Annotated in this window: 10 protein-coding genes; 9 read left to right on the top strand and 1 reads right to left on the bottom strand. The window is 64.4% G+C overall.

Going from position 1 to position 17,888, the window contains the following annotated elements:
• Positions 1-17: 17 nt before the first annotated feature.
• Positions 18-1,655, bottom strand: coding sequence for a mechanosensitive ion channel family protein (locus LZC95_09090; protein ID WXA96989.1), 1,638 nt, complete (start codon positions 1,653-1,655; stop codon positions 18-20).
• A 202-nt stretch (positions 1,656-1,857) separates the two neighbouring features.
• On the opposite strand from LZC95_09090, the gene LZC95_09095 reads away from it, so the two are divergent.
• The 9 genes from LZC95_09095 (at position 1,858) to LZC95_09135 (ending at position 17,787) form a co-directional block, all read left to right on the top strand.
• Positions 1,858-2,037 carry a hypothetical protein gene (locus LZC95_09095; GenBank protein ID WXA96990.1) on the top strand — a complete coding sequence of 60 codons (180 nt, stop codon included), beginning with the start codon at positions 1,858-1,860 and terminating at the stop codon, positions 2,035-2,037.
• A 92-nt stretch (positions 2,038-2,129) separates the two neighbouring features.
• Complete coding sequence (locus LZC95_09100) at positions 2,130-2,876, top strand: response regulator (GenBank protein ID WXA96991.1); 747 nt, start codon at positions 2,130-2,132, stop codon at positions 2,874-2,876.
• Positions 2,877-2,966: 90 nt separating this feature from the next.
• Entirely contained in the window at positions 2,967-9,014 is a 6,048-nt protein-coding gene (locus LZC95_09105) for a HAMP domain-containing protein (GenBank protein ID WXA96992.1), read from the top strand.
• Positions 9,011-9,892, top strand: coding sequence for a protein-glutamate O-methyltransferase CheR (locus LZC95_09110; protein WXA96993.1), 882 nt, complete (start codon positions 9,011-9,013; stop codon positions 9,890-9,892). Before LZC95_09105 ends, LZC95_09110 begins: the two co-directional genes overlap by 4 nt.
• A gap of 25 nt (positions 9,893-9,917) precedes the next feature.
• A complete protein-coding gene (locus LZC95_09115) occupies positions 9,918-10,487 on the top strand; it encodes a chemotaxis protein CheB (protein WXA96994.1) in 570 nt (189 codons plus the stop codon).
• A gap of 13 nt (positions 10,488-10,500) precedes the next feature.
• Positions 10,501-13,122: a response regulator gene (locus tag LZC95_09120; GenBank protein WXA96995.1), complete on the top strand. Its 2,622-nt coding sequence runs from the start codon at positions 10,501-10,503 to the stop codon at positions 13,120-13,122.
• A gap of 204 nt (positions 13,123-13,326) precedes the next feature.
• Positions 13,327-13,515: a hypothetical protein gene (locus LZC95_09125; GenBank protein ID WXA96996.1), complete on the top strand. Its 189-nt coding sequence runs from the start codon at positions 13,327-13,329 to the stop codon at positions 13,513-13,515.
• Positions 13,516-13,518: 3 nt separating this feature from the next.
• Positions 13,519-16,446 carry an ATP-binding protein gene (locus tag LZC95_09130; protein WXA96997.1) on the top strand — a complete coding sequence of 976 codons (2,928 nt, stop codon included), beginning with the start codon at positions 13,519-13,521 and terminating at the stop codon, positions 16,444-16,446.
• Between the two features lie 9 nt (positions 16,447-16,455).
• On the top strand, positions 16,456-17,787 hold the full coding sequence (locus tag LZC95_09135) for a sigma-54 dependent transcriptional regulator (protein ID WXA96998.1): 1,332 nt from the start codon (positions 16,456-16,458) through the stop codon (positions 17,785-17,787).
• The last annotated feature ends 101 nt before the right edge of the window (positions 17,788-17,888 follow it).

Consider the following 17,888-nt stretch of genomic DNA (forward strand, 5'->3'; position numbering starts at 1 on the left):
GCACGGGCACGGGGGAATTAGACGGGGAGATCGAGCTTTCGCTGGCCGTCTTTTTGGGGCGGGGGCTCTTCGTCTTGGACGAGGCGGATGTCGGTTCTCGGGTTGCCGATGTAGCGGCCGCCGTCGAGGGTCTGCATGAAGGCGATGAGGCTCTCGCGGATTTCGCAGCGTAGATCGAAGGCGCGGCTGGCGTTGGCGGCGGAGACGAGGCAGCGAAGGATCATGCGGCGCTCGGTGGAGTCGGTGACCTGCATGACGCACAGGCGTTGGTCCCAGTTGGTGCTGGCCTCGCAGATGCGGCGCAGCTCCACACGGAGCTTGTCCACGGGGGTGGCGAAGTCGACGTGGAGAAAGACCGTGCCGAGGATCTCGGTCGTGTTGCGCGTCCAGTTTTCGAACGGCTGCTCCAAGAAGCGGGTCATGGGGATGACCAAACGGCGCTCGTCCCAGAGGCGCGCCACGACGTAGGTCAGGTTGATCTCCTCGATGAAGCCGGTCTCCTTCTCGACGACGACTTGGTCGCCGATGCGGATCGGCTGCGACAGCGAAAGCTGGATGCCCGCGATGATGCCCGAGAGCGACTTCTGTGCGGCCAAACCGAGCGCGATGCCGGCGACCCCTGCCGATGCCAGCAGCGACACGCCCACGTTGCGCACGAATTCGAACTGCATGAGCCCGACGGCAATCGCCACGATGACGATGACGACGGAGGCCACGCGGCGGAGCAGCTCGAGCTGCGTCTGCACCGCGCGATGCTTCATCTCGAGCTGCGAGCCGCTGGGCAGCCGCTCCTCAGCCCATTCCGCGCCGATGGAGATCGCACGGATGACGAACCACGCGACCGAGATGACCAGCCACGTGTACGCGATGTGGTGGATCGCCTCTTCCACCGATGCGGTGAGGTGCAGCTCGCTCAAGAGCTGCTTGACGATGACCACGAAGAGCACGCCACGAAGCGGGCGCCGCGCGGTCTCGACCAGCGCATTGTCCGCAGTCGTCTTCGTGCGGAGCGCAAAACGTTGCGCCAGCCAGATGAACAAGGCGCCGATACCGCGCGCGGCGACGTAGCCGAGGATACCGAGGAGCACCAGTCCGAGCCACTGCCAGAGGGCATTGCCCAGAAAGGTCGTGCGCGTCAGCCAAGGCGGGAAGCGGTCAGCCCACTCCGACGGGCCGTACGCCGCGTACAGCGACGGGATCATCGCGACGGTGCCGCGCGAGATCAGCCAGCGCCAGACGCCGTCGTTGAAACGGGCGCGCGCCAACGTGATGGGGACCGTCTCGTCGTCTGCAATGATGTTGCCTGCCGTCGCGTCCTTGGCCTCCGCTTCGTCGGGCAGCTTGTCGGGGTCGACGGCGAGCTTGCGGTCGAGCACGTACGCGAGCTTGCGCGCGAGCTCGGGGCCATCCGTCGATTGCTTGATGCGCGGAATCGCATGCAAATCGAGGTAGTTCGCCGCGAGATCGTAATCGCCGTGGTGGGCTGCATCGAGGAAGCCCTGCATGGTGCGTCGCGGCGTCGCACGGTCGAGCGCCGCGTTGGTCTTGGGCAATCCGTCGTTGGGTCCGGCGTAGGCCGCACGCGGGATCGCGCTGAAGGAAAGCAGAGAAAGGAGAAAGAGCGATACGAATGAAATGAGACGTAGCGCGGGCATCACCGGGCCCAATTAGCCCGCATTTGTGCCTCGTGCCACAGGGTTTAGGGTGGAGGGTGAAGGGTTTAGGGTCAGAGAGAAACCCAAGCTTCGGCTTTCCGGTGCTCTTCCTCCCTAAACCCTAAACCCTATCCCCTAAACCCTGCCCGACGGCACGAGCGTTGCTCTTGATCCGGTGAACATCTCGTTACGGGGGGCTCACATGATTTCGATGCGAGCGCGCCGGTGGCTGGCCATCGGCGTATTGGGATTGGCCGGTTCGGTGGGGGCATTCAGCGTGGGAGCCGGTGTGGCCGCGCGACTCGAGCGGCATATGTCCTCGGTGTCCATTGCCAAGATCCGGGTGCATGATCTCGCTCAGGCCGCGCGCACCAAAAAGTAGCGTCCGCTCTCCCTAACCCCTCAGCTGCAGCTTTCCGCACAGCTCGTAGATATCGCTCGGTCCGTGTGAGGCGCTACACTGTCCGTGAGGCCATGAACGCCAGGACGGACCCGAAGACCCGCGAAGCACGCGCATCGTCGGTGGACGTCCATGCGCTCCTACGCGAAATCCTCCTGGACAAGAAGGCGTCCATCATCGCGGCCGGTCAGCAGGTGTCGTTGGAGCTCAATGCGCGGCGCCCCCATGTTAAAGGGGAGAGGGATACCCTGCGCGAGTTCCTCGACCACGGCCTCGACACCCTGCTCACGGGCGCCGCACAAGGTACGCGCCTCGTTGTCGGCACGGTGACGATCGATCATCGCGTCAAGCTGCGCATGGTCTGCGGCGAGCGTTCGTTCGAAACGGAACTTTCGACCTTCATCAACACCGATCCTCCGGCGCCATCGCCGTTGGTGGTCGCGCCCAGCGCGCCGGTACTTGCAGGTACACGCACCGTGTTGGTGGTCGATGACGATATCGATACCGTCGCTCTCTTGCGGCGGGTGCTGGAACGTCGAGGTTACGAGGTCTTGGGGGCGACCAGTTTGGCCGAAGCGTTGATGGTAGCCGGCACACAATCGTTCGACGTCTTGATCAGCGACGTCGGACTGCCCGATGGCAGCGGTGTCGAGTTGATGGATCGTCTGGGTAGGCCTCATCACGCCATCGCCCTGACGGGCGTGAGCTCGGAGGAGGACATCGCTCGGATCCGTGCAGCCGGTTTTCGTCAGCACCTCACCAAACCCGTGAGTCTCACCACCCTTGAATCCGCCATCTCCGAGCTTCTGAAATCGGCGTAACCTGCCCGATGCTCGGAGGTTGGCGGTGTACCCGTTCAGCCCGTGCCCATGCCGAAGCGCCCCGCCGAAGCCCCACTTGAGGAGCCAACCGTGCCCACGAAGAACAACGGCCAAGCCGACCTTACTTTAGCTACGCGAAATGGCCGCAAGCGCACGAGCGCACCGCCCACGTCGACCGCTCCACGCAAGCGGACCAGCGCATCGAACGCGAAGGACCACGACGACCGCCCCACGCGAAAAGAGTGTGAGGCGCTCCTCGCGGCACTGCGTGCTCTGCGGGATGGCGACTTTTCGGTCCGCCTTCCCACACGCGAGCCCGGAATGATGAATGAGCTCGCGACGGCCTTCAACGAGCTCGCACACCGAAACGACTCCATGGCCCGCGAGGTGGCCCGTGTCGGCCGCGTGGTCGGGCGCGAGGGCCGCATGAACGAGCGCGCCTCCCTCCGCGGGGCCAAGGGCGCCTGGGCGATCAAGCTGGAGTCGATCAACTCGCTCATCTTGGACCTCGTGCGTCCCTCGACGGAGGTCGCGCGCGTCATCACCGCGGTGGCCGGGGGCGACCTGTCGCAGAAGATGGCCCTGGAGATCGACGGCAAGCCGGTTCGCGGTGAGTTTCTCCGCATCGGCGAGACGGTCAACACCATGGTCGACCAGCTCCGCTCCTTCGCCGCCGAGGTTACCCGCGTGGCCAAGGAGGTCGGCACCGAGGGAAAGCTCGGCGGGCAGGCGCACGTGCCGGGCGTGGGCGGCACGTGGAAGGACCTGACCGACAGCGTCAACTCGATGGCATCGAACCTGACGACGCAGGTGCGCGGCATCGCGGCCGTCGTCACCGCGGTCGCCGACGGCGACCTGACGAAGAAGTTCGTCGTCGAGGCGAAGGGCGAGGTCGCGGAGCTGGCCGACACCATCAACAACATGAGGGACACGTTGCGGCTCTTCGCCGACCAGGTCACCACCGTCGCGCGCGAAGTCGGCTCGGAAGGGAAACTGGGCGGGCAGGCGCGCGTGCCCGGCGTGGCCGGCACGTGGAAGGACCTCACCGACAACGTCAACTCGATGGCCTCCAACTTGACCGACCAGGTGCGCAACATCGCCTTGGTGACGACGGCGGTCGCGAATGGCGACCTGTCGCAAAAGATGAGCGTGGAGGTCGAGGGCGAGGTCCTCGAGCTGAAGAACACGTTCAACAGGATGGTCGATCAGCTTCGCGCCTTCGCCAGCGAGGTCACGCGCGTGGCGCGCGAGGTCGGTACCGATGGAAAGCTGGGCGGGCAGGCGCAGGTGCCCGGCGTCACGGGCGCATGGAAAGACCTCACCGAGAGCGTCAATTACATGGCCAACAACCTGACCGACCAGGTGCGTAACATCAAATACGTCACAACGGCGGTCGCCAATGGCGACTTGTCGCAGAAGATCTCCGTCGACGTCAAAGGTGAGATGCTCGAGCTGAAGAACACCATGAACACCATGGTGGACCAGCTCAATTCGTTCGCCGCCGAGGTTACCCGCGTGGCGCGCGAGGTCGGTACCGAGGGGCGATTGGGCGGGCAAGCGCACGTACCGGGAGTCGCCGGCACGTGGAAGGATTTGACCGACAACGTCAATTACATGGCCTCGAACTTGACGGGGCAGGTGCGAAGCATCGCCTTGGTGACCACGGCGGTCGCCAATGGCGACTTGTCCAAGAAGATCATCGTCGATGCGCGGGGAGAGTTCCTCGAATTGAAGAGCACGATCAATACGATGGTCGATCAGCTCAATTCGTTCGCGGGCGAGGTTACCCGCGTGGCGCGCGAAGTCGGCACCGAAGGAAAACTGGGCGGCCAGGCCAACGTGCCCGGCGTGGCCGGTACCTGGAAGGATTTGACCGACAACGTCAATTACATGGCCTCCAACGTCACCGGCCAAGTGCGAAATATCGCATTGGTTACTACGGCCGTCGCCAATGGCGATTTGTCGCAGAAGATAACCGTCGACGTCAAAGGCGAAATGCTCGAGATGAAGAACACCCTCAATACGATGGTGGACCAACTTCGAGCCTTCGCCGCCGAGGTTACCCGCGTGACGCGCGAGGTCGGTACCGAAGGGCGATTGGGCGGGCAGGCGCACGTGCCCGAGGTCGCCGGTACGTGGAAAGACCTTACCGATAGCGTCAATTACATGGCCAACAACCTGACCGAGCAGGTGCGAAATATCAAATTCGTCACCACCGCAGTGGCCAATGGCGATTTGTCGCAAAAGATCACCGTCGACGTCAAAAACGAATTGCTCGAGTTGAAAAACACGATCAACACGATGGTGGATCAACTTCGAGCCTTCGCCGCCGAGGTTACCCGCGTGGCGCGCGAAGTCGGTACCGATGGAAAGCTGGGCGGGCAGGCCTTCGTGCCGGGCGTGGCCGGTGTGTGGAAAGATTTGACGGAAAACGTCAATATGATGGCCGCCAATCTGACCACGCAGGTGCGCGGCATCGCGAAGGTCGTGACGGCGGTTGCGAATGGCGACTTGACGAAGAAGTTCGTCGTCGAAGCCAAAGGCGAAATTGCCGAATTGGCGGACACGATCAACAACATGACCGAGACGCTCGGGGTCTTCGCGGAGCAGGTCACCACGGTGGCGCGCGAAGTCGGTACCGAAGGAAAACTGGGCGGCCAGGCGCGTGCTCCCGGTGTGGCCGGCACGTGGAAGGACCTGACCGACAGCGTGAATATGATGGCCTCGAACCTGACCACGCAGGTGCGCGGCATCGTCAAGGTCGTGACCGCGGTCGCCAACGGAGACCTGTCGCAGAAGCTGCTCCTGGAGGCGCAGGGCGAGATTGCCGCCTTGGCCGTGACGATCAACAGCATGACCGACACGCTCCGCGTGTTCGCCGATCAGGTCACCACGGTGGCGCGCGAAGTCGGTACCGAAGGAAAGCTGGGCGGCCAGGCCAAGGTGCCCGGCGCCGCCGGCACGTGGCGAGACTTGACCGACAACGTGAACCAACTCGCCGGCAAGTTGACCGCGCAGGTGCGCGCCATCGCCGACGTCGCCGTGGCCGTGACCAACGGTGACCTCACGCGAAGCATCGCCGTGGAAGCGCAGGGCGAGCTGCTCTTGCTCAAAGACACGGTCAACCAGATGATCGGCAACCTGCGTGAAACCACGCAGAAGAACCAGGAGCAGGACTGGCTCAAGACGAACCTGGCGAAGTTCGGCGGCATGATGCAGGGGCAGAAGAACCTCGAGGCGGTGAGCCGGCTCATCATGAGCGAGCTCACGCCGCTGGTCTCCGCGCACCACGGTGCCTTCTTCATTGCGCAGCAGGAAGAGGGCGAGTCGGTGCTCAAGCTGATCGCGAGCTACGCGTACAAACAGCGCAAGAGCGTCTCGAACCGCTTTTCGCTGGGCGAAGGGCTCGTGGGGCAGGCCGCGCTGGAGAAGAAGAGCCTTCTGCTCACCAACGTGCCGCACGATTACATCGTCATATCGTCGGGGCTGGGCGAGGCCTCGCCGCTGAACATCATCGTGCTGCCCGTGCTCTTCGAGGGCGAGGTGCGCGCGGTGCTGGAGCTGGCGAGCTTCCGCGCCTTCAGCCAGATTCACCAGATCTTCCTCGACCAGCTCTCCGAGAGCATCGGCGTCGTGCTCAACATGATCGTGGCCAACATGCGCACGGAGGAGTTGCTCCTGCAGTCGCAAGGCTTGACGCAGGAGCTGCAGTCGCAGTCGAACGAGCTCCAGAGCCAGCAGGAGGAGCTGAAGAAGACCAACACCGAGCTCGAGGCGCAGGCCGCCAGTTTGAAGGCCAGCGAGGAGCTGCTCAAGGCGCAGCAAGAGGAGCTGCAGCAGATCAACGAAGAGCTCGAGGAGAAGGCGACGTTGCTCGCGGAGCAAAACAAGAAGGTCGAGCAGAAGAACCGCGAGGTGGAGACCGCGCGGCGCGCGCTGGAGGACAAGGCCGCGCAGCTCTCGCTGTCGTCGCGCTACAAGAGCGAGTTCCTCGCCAACATGAGCCACGAGCTGCGTACGCCGCTCAACAGCTTGCTCATTTTGGCCAAGATGCTCTCGGACAACAAGGATCGCAATCTCTCGGACAAGCAAGTCGAGTACGCGCGGACCATCCACGCCTCGGGCACCGACTTGCTGAATCTCATCAACGAGGTGCTCGACCTGTCCAAGGTGGAGGCCGGCAAGATCGAGATTTACTCCGCCGAGGTGCGGCTCGCGGCCATCGAGGATTACATCGAGCGGAGCTTCCGCCCGCTGGCGCAGCAAAAGGGGCTCGAGTTCACCGTGGTGGAGGAGCCGGAAATCCCCGAGTCGCTCAACACCGATGGGCAGCGCTTGCAGCAGATCCTGCGCAACCTGCTGGCCAATGCCTTCAAATTCACCGACCGCGGCGGCGTGACGGTGCGCATCGGCAGCGTGCAGAATCAGCAGCAGTTCACCAACCCGGTGCTGCTCGAAACGCCGCGCGTCCTGGCGCTGAGCGTGCAGGATACAGGTATCGGCATTCCGCGCGACAAGCACCAGCTCATCTTCGAAGCGTTCCAGCAGGCCGATGGCACCACCAGCCGCAAGTACGGAGGCACGGGCCTGGGGCTTTCGATCAGCCGTGAGCTGGCGCGCCTGCTCGGAGGCGAGATTCACGTCGACAGCGCCATCGGCGAGGGGAGCACGTTCACGCTGTTTTTGCCGCCGAGTTACCGCGAGCAGCCGCGTCTGACCAGCGGCGATTCACGGCGCGACGTGCGGCGGACGGACACCGGCGAGCCGCCCTCGCGCGTGCACGCGGTCGTGGGCACGCACACCAATGGAACCAACGGAGCGATCACCGACGATCTGGACCAGGACGATGACGGACGCGTCTTCGCGCGCGAGGGCTTCGACGCCGCGACCTTCGAGGACGAGGGCATCGAGAACGAGAACGAGCTCAATGACGACCGCGATGCCGTCCAGCCCGGCGACCGCGTGCTCCTCATCATCGAGGACGACGTCACCTTTGCCACGCTGCTCCTCGAGATGGCCCGCGAGCGCGGCTTCAAGTGCATCGCGACCTTGCGCGGCGACATCGGTTTGGCGCTGGTGCACCGGTTCAAGCCGGATGCCATCCTGCTCGATCTGGCGTTGCCCGTGGTCGATGGGCTCACCGTGCTGGATCGGTTGAAGCACAATCGGGAGACGCGGCACATCCCGGTGCACATCCTGTCGGGCACCGGAAAGCGACAGCGAGGCATGCGCCTGGGCGCTTTTGCGTATTTGGAAAAGCCGGTTACCAAGGAAGCCCTGGATCAGGCATTCGATTCGATTTCGCAATTCCTCGACAACGAAGTGCGGAATCTTCTCATCGTGGACAACGACGAGGCACTCCGCCACAGCATGGAGGAGCTCATCGGCCAGGGCGACGTCTCGACGGTGTCCGTTGGGACCGCCGAGCAGGCCCTCGAGTTGCTCCGCGGCCGTCACTTCGATTGCATGGTGCTCGGTTTGGGGTTGCCCGACATGTCGAGCTTCGACCTGCTCGAAAAGATCAAGAGCGACGACGACCTGCGGGAGCTGCGGGATCTGCCCATCATCATTTACACGGACAAAGAGCTGACGCCCGAGGAGGACACGCGGCTCAAGAAGTACGCGGAGACCATCATCCTCAAGGACGTGAAGTCGCCCGAGCGCCTGCTCGACGAGACGGCGCTGTTCCTCCACCGCGTCGAGGCAAATCTCCCCGAGGAGAAGCGCCGCGTGCTCGAGGAGCTGCACAGCTCCGACGCCGTGTTCGTCGGTAAGAAGGTGATGGTCGTCGACGACGACGTACGCAACATTTTTGCCATCACCAGCGTGCTCGAGGCGAATGGTATGAATGTGGTATTCGCCGAAAATGGCAAAGACGGAATCGTCTTGCTCGATCAGAATCAAGACGTCAGTCTGATTCTGATGGATGTCATGATGCCGGAAATGGACGGCTATGAGACCATGCGACAAATTCGCAAGAATGCGTCGTATCGCACATTGCCCATCATTGCCCTCACCGCCAAAGCGATGAAGGGCGACCGCGAGAAGTGCATCGCGGCGGGTGCTTCGGACTACATCACGAAGCCCGTCGATCCGGACCAGCTCATCTCACTGATGCGGGTGTGGATGTATCGATGAGCCGAGCAGCACCCGCCTCGTCGTCCGGCACGTACCGAGCCCTCAAGGAGAAAGACACCGAGGTCGAACGCGTCGAGGTCGAGCTGTTGCTCGAGGCGATCTTCCGCGTCTACGGCTTCGACTTCCGCTCGTATGCGTACGCGTCCATCAAGCGACGTTTGTGGCGGCGGGCTCAGGCCGAGGGGGTGGCGTCGTTCAGCGCGCTACAAGAGAGGGTGCTGCACGACCCCACGTGCATGGACCGGTTGATGCTCGACTTGAGCATCCAGGTCACGTCCATGTTTCGTGATCCGAGCTTCTTCCTGGCCCTGCGGCGCAAGGTGGTCCCGAGTTTGCGGACCTATCCGTTCATCCGCGTGTGGCACGCCGGTTGTTCCTCCGGCGAAGAGGTCTTCTCCCTGGCGATGCTGCTCAAGGAAGAAGGCCTGTACGCGCGCACACGCATCTATGCGACGGACCTCAACGAGACGGTCATCAAAGTCGCCAAGAACGGAATTTTTCCTCTGTCGAAGATGCAGGAGTACACGATCAACTACCAGCGGGCGGGTGGGCTGCGCTCGTTCTCCGAGTACTACACGGCCCGCTACGACGGCGCGCGTTTCGATCCGTCGCTCATGGAGAACGTGCTCTTCTCACAGCACAACCTCGTGACCGACGGCAGCTTCAGCGAGTTTCATCTCATCTTGTGCCGCAACGTCATGATCTACTTCGACCGAAATTTGCAGAACCGCGTGCTCGATCTCTTTCATTCGAGCCTGGCCAATTTCGGCTTCCTTGCGCTGGGGCGAAAGGAAAACCTGCGCCAGACGGAAAGCGAGCCGAAGTTCATACCCTTCGTGGCGGAGGAGAAAATCTTTCGGAGGGCGGACAAGAAGTAAAACGGCGGACGCAAAGGGCTGGCATTTGGGCTTTCAGCACGAACTCATCGTGGTGGGGACGTCGTGGGGCGGTTTGCGGGCCCTGGAAGTGCTTTTGTCGACCTTGCCTGCCGACTTCGACCGGCCCATCGCCGTCGTGCAGCACCGCCGGCCCGATTCCGATGACACACTGGCGCGTGTGCTCCAGCGCCACACCAAGATGCGGGTGCGCGAGGCCGAGGACAAAGAGCCGATCGTTCCTGGACGCGTGTACATTGCACCCGCCGACTACCACTTGCTCGTCGACGATCAGTCGGTGGCCCTGTCGACGGACCCGCCGGTGCGTTTCAGCCGGCCCTCCATCGACGTGCTCTTCGAGTCGGCCGCCGATGCATTTCGACATCGTCTGATCGGAATCGTGCTCACCGGACGAAACCATGACGGTGCCATCGGTCTCTCGCGCATCAAACAGCGTGGTGGCCTCACGATTGTCCAGGACCCCGCCTCAGCCGAAAGCCCCGAGATGCCCGCGGGAGCCATCGAGCGAGCCTGCGTCGATCGAGTCCTCGCCCTCGACCGCATCGGGCCCTTCTTGGGTCAGCTCAGGCAGAGATGAGCGTCCTCCGACATTGAATGCATGGATTGACGGTGATAAATCGAAACAGGTGTCCGGTGTAGGGACTCGATCGGGGGAATTTCAGCTAGCGCTGGCCGCGATCAAGCCCGCGGTCCTGCTTGTCGACGACCAGCCGAAGAACCTGCTTGCGCTCGAGGCCATTTTGGAACCGCTCGGTACCGAATTGGTCATGGCGCACTCGGGGCAGGAGGCGTTGAAGCATCTGCTCACGCGCGAGTTCGCCGTGATCTTGCTCGACGTGCAGATGCCCACGATGGACGGCTTCGAGACGGCGACGCTCATCAAGGAGCGCGAGAGGTCGCGGCATATCCCGATTATCTTTTTGACGGCGATAAGCAAAGACGAAGCCTTCGTCTTCAAGGGCTACACGGTCGGCGCCGTCGACTACATGTTCAAGCCCTTCGATCCGGACATTTTGCGATCGAAGGTGCAGGTCTTCCTCGATATTTACCGGAAGACCGAGCAGCTCAAACTGCAGGACAAGGTGCTGCGCGAGCGCGAGCTCGCCGAGCTTCGCCGCTCGAGCGAACGGCGCTACCGCGAGCTGGCCGAATCGATGCCGCAGATCGTGTGGACGGCCACGCCCGAGGGCGAGCTCGCCTATGGCAATCGCCGCTGGTTCGATTGCGCGCGCACGTCGCTGACCGATCCTCAGGGGCTGCGCTGGGAAGCGATATTGCACCCCGACGACGTCGAGGCGTTCTCGCGGGGCTGGCGCCTAGCGCTGGAGCAGGGCGAGGCGTGGGGCGGGGAATTCCGTCTCGGATCGTGGGTGGAGTCGGACTACCGCTGGCACTTGGTGCGGGCGGTGCCGTTGCGAAGCGATCGCGGGCCGCTCACGTCGTGGGTGGGCACATGCACCGACATCGACGATCGCAAGCGCGCGGAAGATTCGCTGCGTTTCCTCGCCGAGGCGAGCAAGGTGCTGGGTGCCACCATCGAGTGCCGCGAATCGTTCGAGCAGGTGGCGCAGTTGATCGTGAAGACGCAGGCCGATGCGTGCATCGTCGACTGCGTGGCGGCGGATGGCACCTTCACCCATCGCATCGTGGCGGCGGCGCCGCACGAATCGGCGGTGACCGTACGCGCCATGTCGGAGCGCTTTCCGCCGGAGCAGGATGCGCCGTACGGGCCCGGCAAGGTGGTGCGCACGCGCGAGCCCGAGCTTTTGCCCGAGGTGACCGACGCCATCAAGGTCATCATTTCGCAAGATGCGGTGCACCTGGCCGAGTTGCGATCGATTCCGGCGCTGTCGTGGATGTGTGTGCCGCTGGTGTCGCAAGGGCGCGCGTTCGGTGCGGTGACGTTGGTGGCGAGCCAGTCGCGCCGTCGCTTCGACGAGGCGGACTTGGTCACGGCAGAGGACCTGGCGCGGAGGATGGCGTCGGCCGCGCACGTGGCGGACCTCTACGACATTGCGCAGGCCGAGCGAAAGAAGCTCGAAGAAGCGCACAAAGCGAAGGACGAATTTTTGGCGACCTTGTCGCACGAATTGCGAACGCCGCTCAACGCGATGCTGGGCTGGACGCAGCTTCTTCGCGGCGGCGATCTCGAAGAGAACGAGTTCGACCGGGCCCTGGAGACCATCGAGCGAAACGCCAAGGCGCAGGCCCAGCTCATTGCCGACTTGCTGGACGTCTCGCGCATCGTGACGGGCAAGCTCCACTTGAACATGGGTCGCGTGCAGCTTCCCGCGCTCATCGAGGGCGCGCTCGATGCCGTGCGCATCCAGGCCGACGACAAGGGCATCGCGCTGGAGTCGAGCATCGATCCGTTCGTGCCGGAGATCCGGGGCGATCCGAATCGGCTGACGCAGGTGCTGTCGAACCTTCTGTCCAACGCGCTGAAGTTCACCGGGTCGTCGGGGAAGATCGAGGTGCGTCTCGAGTCGGACGGATCGACCGCGCGCATCGTGGTGAGCGACACCGGGCAGGGGATTGCGCCGGAGTTCATGCCCCACGTGTTCGAGCGCTTTCGGCAAGCGGATAGCACGAGCACGCGCTCGCAAGGCGGGTTGGGGCTGGGGCTGGCCATCGTGCGGCACATCGTGCAGCTTCACGGTGGCGTGGTGAAGGTGACCAGCGACGGGAAGGACCGCGGCTCGACGTTCGCGGTGGAGCTTCCGATTCTGCCGTTCGTGTCGGAGGCGCCGGAGCCCGAATCGGATACGCGGCCCGCGGGGTCGAATCCGCCGTCGCGCGATCTCGACGAGCTTCACGTGCTCTTGGTGGAGGACGAGCCCGACGGGCGCGGGATGGCGCGGCGGGTGCTCGAGGGCGCAGGTGCGCGTGTGACGGCGGTGCCCACGGCATCGGCGGCGTTGAGCGCGCTCGAGGAGTCGAAGCCCGACGTTCTCGTTTCGGACATCGGTTTGCCGGAAGAAGATGGGTACACCTTGATCAGCAAGGTGCGCGCCCTTCCCGTCGAACAGGGCGGAAGCATCGTGGCAGTGGCCTTGACGGCGTATGCGTCGGAAGAAGACCGCCGCCATGCGCTGGAGGTGGGCTTCGACGCGCACCTCACCAAACCGGTAGAACCCGCCCAACTGCGCTCCATCGTCCTAGGCCTCGTCCGCAGCCCACGCCGCTCCCGCGACTCGTACTCGCGGGTGTAACGGCTAGAAGAATTTGAACAGGGAGAGGGGGAGGCGGGGAGGGAAACAACGCGAATCCCACCGCGTGCCAAGGCTTTTTTAGGTTTTCAGTTGGCTTCGTGAGCCAACTGAAAACCCAAACCAGCCTCGGTGCGTGGTGGGATTTGTGCCGTATCCCTCCCCGCCTCCCCCCCTCCCTGTTCAATTTTCTTCTAGAGTATCCGCGTGAAATCGCCGCATCGGGTTCCGACGGAGCAGGCTTCGCTGGCGCTGTTTGGGTTTGCGCTGGTGGTGCTCGTGTCGCCGTTGCGGTACGTGTGGCTGCGGGTGGATGCGCCGTGGTGGACGGCGTTCGTCGTGGGGTTCGGGCTCGTGGGGCTCTATGGGGTGCTCGTGTGGCGCGGGGAGCGGTAGCGCGTGCACCTGTCGTTCGCGTTGGTGTGTGCGGCGTCGGCGGTGTACCTGGTGGTGCTGCTGGCGCTCGTCATCGCGGCGCGGCGGGTGGCGTCATTGCGGCGGCTGGCGAACTCGCCCTACTCGTATGCGATTTCGCTCGGCGTGTACGCCTCGACGTGGACGTACTACGGGAGCGTCGGGTTTTCCGCCGAGCGCGGCCTGGTCTTTCTCGCGGTCTACCTCGGACCGGTCGTCGCATGCCTCTTGGTCCCGTTGCTCTGGGAACCGGTGCGAAGGATTCAAACGGCGTATCAGCTTGGATCGCTGGCCGACTTCTTCGCATTTCGTTTTCGCAGCCAGAGCGTCGGGGTGGTGGCGACCTTGGTGCTCGTCGTGGCCAGCGTGCCCTACCTCGGGCAGCAGGTGCTCGCGGTCACCGACTCGCTGGCCGTCGCGACGGGCCGCGACCCATCGCGCTCGTATGCGCTCGCCTTCTGCGCCGCGATGACCCTGTTCACGGCGCTGTTCGGCGCGCACCAGGGACCCAAGGAGGAACGGCAGGAAGGCCTCATTCTGGCCATCGGCATCGAGTCGATGGTCAAACTGGTGTGCCTCCTCGTGGTCGGCGCCTTTGCCGTGTACCACGCGTTCGGCGATATGGCGGGCCTCGGCGCATACTTGAGGGAAAATCCGCACCTCGAGGAAGCGCTACGCGAGCCATTGCGCAGCGGCGGAAGCTTCACCACGCTGTTGCTCGCATCGACGGCGGCCGCTTTTTTGATGCCTAGGCAATATGAAATTGCGTTCGGGCGTGGCACCACGGCGCGGGATCTGCGCGTGGCCGGCTTCGTCTTTCCGCTGTTTCTCCTGGTGTTGACCCTTCCGACGGTGCCCATTCTGTTCGCAGGGCGCGTGCTCGATGTGGGGACGGACCCGGATTACTATGCGCTGGGTATTCCTCTTTCGCGCGGCGCGCCCTTCGTGTCGCTGCTGACGTTTCTCGGCGGCGTCTCGGCGGCCAGCGCGATGATCATGGTCACCGTGCTGGCGCTCTCGCGCATGGTCGTCACGCACCTGGTGCTTCCCCTGAAGCTGGGCATCCTTGGCGAGAATGCCTACGACCGCGTGCGCTGGCTCCAGCGCACCGTGATGGCGTTGCTCATCTTCTCGGGGTACCTCTTTTTTACCGCGCGCGGCCGCGATGGCTTGCTCGTGCTCGCGGGCATCTCGTCCTTCGTGGCGATGGCGCAGTTCGTTCCGGGGCTGCTCGGCGCGCTGTTCTGGCCCCGCGCCAACGGGCGCGCATTCTTGGTGGGCCTCGCACTCGGTTTTCTCATGTGGCTCGTCACGTCGGTGGGGCCGCTGCTTTTGCCGCTGGATCTTCGCGGGTCGTGGCCATCCCTGGGCGTGCTCTTCGGCGTGCTGGAGCATGACACGTGGTCGCTGCCGCTCTTTGCCGCAACGTTGGTCAACACGGGCGCGTTCGTGATGGGCTCTTTGCTCTACGGCCCGCGCCCGCGCGAGCTCGAAGGCGCCGCGCAGTGTGCCATGGACCCCGATGCGCCTCGTGCGGAGCGCGTGGTGGTGACCTCGGTGCATGCCTTCAGCGAGCGGCTCGCACCGGTGCTCGGTGAAAAGGTGGCGGAGCTCGAGGTGCGGCGCGCGCTGTCCGAGGTGGGCGCGGTCGATGCGACGCGGGTGCGCGGTCGGGTGGAGCGCAATTTGTCGAGCCTCGTGGGCCCGGTGCTGGCGCGCATGATCGTGAATACCCATTTGCGCACGGAGCCGCTTTTGGACGCCACGCTCGCGGGGGCGCTCAAAGCCGCGAAAAACGAGGCCGATCGGGTGCGGTTCTATTTGATGTCCGTGCTCGAGGAGCTCCCGCTCGGCGTGTGCGCGCTGGGGCCCGAGGGCGGCATCATTCTTTGGAACCGTGCGCTCGAGCAAATCGTGGGCACGCCGGCGATGTCGGTCATCGGCTCGCCGGTGGAGGTGCTCGATCCCGCATGGGCGGCGGTGTTCACCATTCCGCCGGAGGCGCTGAGCGCCGCGAGTCGAGAGCATCGCATCCACGCCGGCTCGCGCGTTCACGTGGTGCGCGTGCACCGTACGCCGCTGCCCAGTGCCGTCTTCCATGGCGACAGGAAGGAGGGCGACGGTGAAGGGGGCGGCGGCGCCGTGTTTCTCGTGGAGGACTACACCGAGCAAGTGGTGCTCACCGCGCAAGTGGCCCATCAGGATCGCCTCGCATCGATCGGGCGGCTCGCGGCGGGGGTGGCCCACGAGATTGGCAATCCCACGACGGCCATCGCGTGCCTTGCCGAGAACATCGCGCAGCTTCCGGCCGATCGACCCGACGAGCGCGCGGCCGCCATCCTCGAGCAAACGCGGCGCATCGACGCCATCGTGCGAAACTTGCTCGGCTTCACGCGCACGGGTGCGGGCGCCGATGGTGTGCCTTCGGCGGCGCCAAGGGTGGCCGTGGGCCTTCTGCCCGTGGCGCCGCTGGTGGACGAGGCCATCACCCTGACGCGCATGGGGCGTGGCCGGAGTGGATTGCGCTTCGAGAATTTGTGCGACGTCAGCCTGGAGGTCCTCGCGGATCGGCAGCAGCTCGTGCAGGTCATGGTCAACCTGCTCACCAACGCGAGCGACGCCTCGCCCGAGGGTGGCCTGGTGGTGGTCGATGCGCAGCCGCAGGGTGAAAGCGTCGTTCTCTGCGTCGCCGATACGGGCACGGGCATCCACCCTGACATCGTCGACCGCATCGCGGAGCCGTTTTTCACGACGAAGGATGGCGCAGCGGGTGCCGGGCTCGGGCTTTCCGTGGTGTTTGCCATCGTGCGCGAGCACGGGGGCGACGTAACCTTGGAAACCGAATACGGTGTAGGAACGCGCGTGCTGGTTCGCTGGCCCAGCGCGCACACCCGTGGGAGCGCGACGAGATAAGGTGAACGTGTGACGCGATTGCTCCTGGTCGAAGACGAAGTGGTCATTCGTTCCGAGTTGTGCCGGTTTCTGTCTCGGCACGGCTACGAGGTGGCCGAGGCGGGATCGGCCGAGGAGGCCCTGGAGCGCGCAGATCTGGCCGGGGTGCAGTTGATCGTTGCGGACATGCGCCTGCCGGGCGCACCGGGCACGTGCCTCATCGAACGCGCCGGCGGGGTGCCGGTCCTCATCATGACCAGCTACGCGACCGTGCGCGGCGCCGTCGACGCGATGAAGCGTGGCGCCGTGGACTACATTTCGAAGCCGTTCGAGTTCGACGAGTTGCTTGCGACCATCGAGCGACTGATCGCGGGCGCGCAGCCACCGGCGCCGGGAAAATCGCGCCCGCCGCGGGAAGACCCCTTCGGATTGATCGGCGATTCGTCGGCGATGGAGGCCGTGCGTCAGCGCATTCGCCGCATCGCATCGAGCGACGCGACGGTGCTCGTGCTCGGTGCCTCCGGGACCGGTAAAGAGCTGGTGGCGCGCGCGCTCCACGAGCACGGGCATCGCGCGGCGCGTCCGATGGTGACGTTGAACTGCGCGGCGATCCCGGAGTCGCTCATCGAGTCGGAGCTCTTCGGGCACGAGCGCGGCGCCTTCACCGGCGCGACCTCGGCGTACGCAGGCCTTTTCAAGGCCGCGGACGGGGGCACCCTTTTCCTGGACGAGATTGGCGAACTTCCGCTCAATGCGCAGGCGCGCCTGCTTCGCGTGCTGCAGACCGGGGACGTGCGCCCCGTGGGCTCGTCGCGCACGCAGCACGTCGACGTGCGCCTCGTGGCCGCCACCCACCGCGATTTGGCGGCGGAGGTGAAAGAGGGAAAGTTCCGCGGTGATTTGTATTTTCGATTGCGGGTCCTGGAGGTGCGCCTTCCGAGCTTGCGCGAGCGGGAGGACGACGTGCTCGCCCTGGCGCACGCCTTCATCGAGCGGGCCTGTACCAAGGCGGGGCGCCCGCCGCTGGATTTGTCGGAGGAGGCCATCTCGGTGCTGCGTTCGCACGCGTTCCCGGGAAACGTGCGTGAGCTGGAGAATGCCGTCGAACGTGCCGTGGTCCTCTCGGATGGCGGCGACATCGGCCCCGAGCACCTCGGCCTCGACACCGCAGAAGACGGAGGCGAGCGAGCCTCGGCCGCGCCGTCCGCGGAGGCGTCCTTGTCGCTGAATGACTACTTTCGCAAATTCGTATTGGAGAATCAGGACAAGCTGACCGAGGCCGAGTTGGCGCGCCGTCTTGGAATGAGCCGCAAAGCGCTCTGGGAGCGCCGCCAGCGCATGAATCTCCCGCGCAAAAAGTAGCGTGCTGTCACGAGCCGACGAACCAATCGGGCGTTTCCTTTGGTAACGCCCGATTGCTACGCACCGCTACATGACGCGGATATTGGCATATCGCGTCAACT

Source organism: Sorangiineae bacterium MSr12523 (genome assembly GCA_037157775.1).
Taxonomy (GTDB): domain Bacteria; phylum Myxococcota_A; class Polyangia; order Polyangiales; family Polyangiaceae; genus Pendulispora; species Pendulispora brunnea.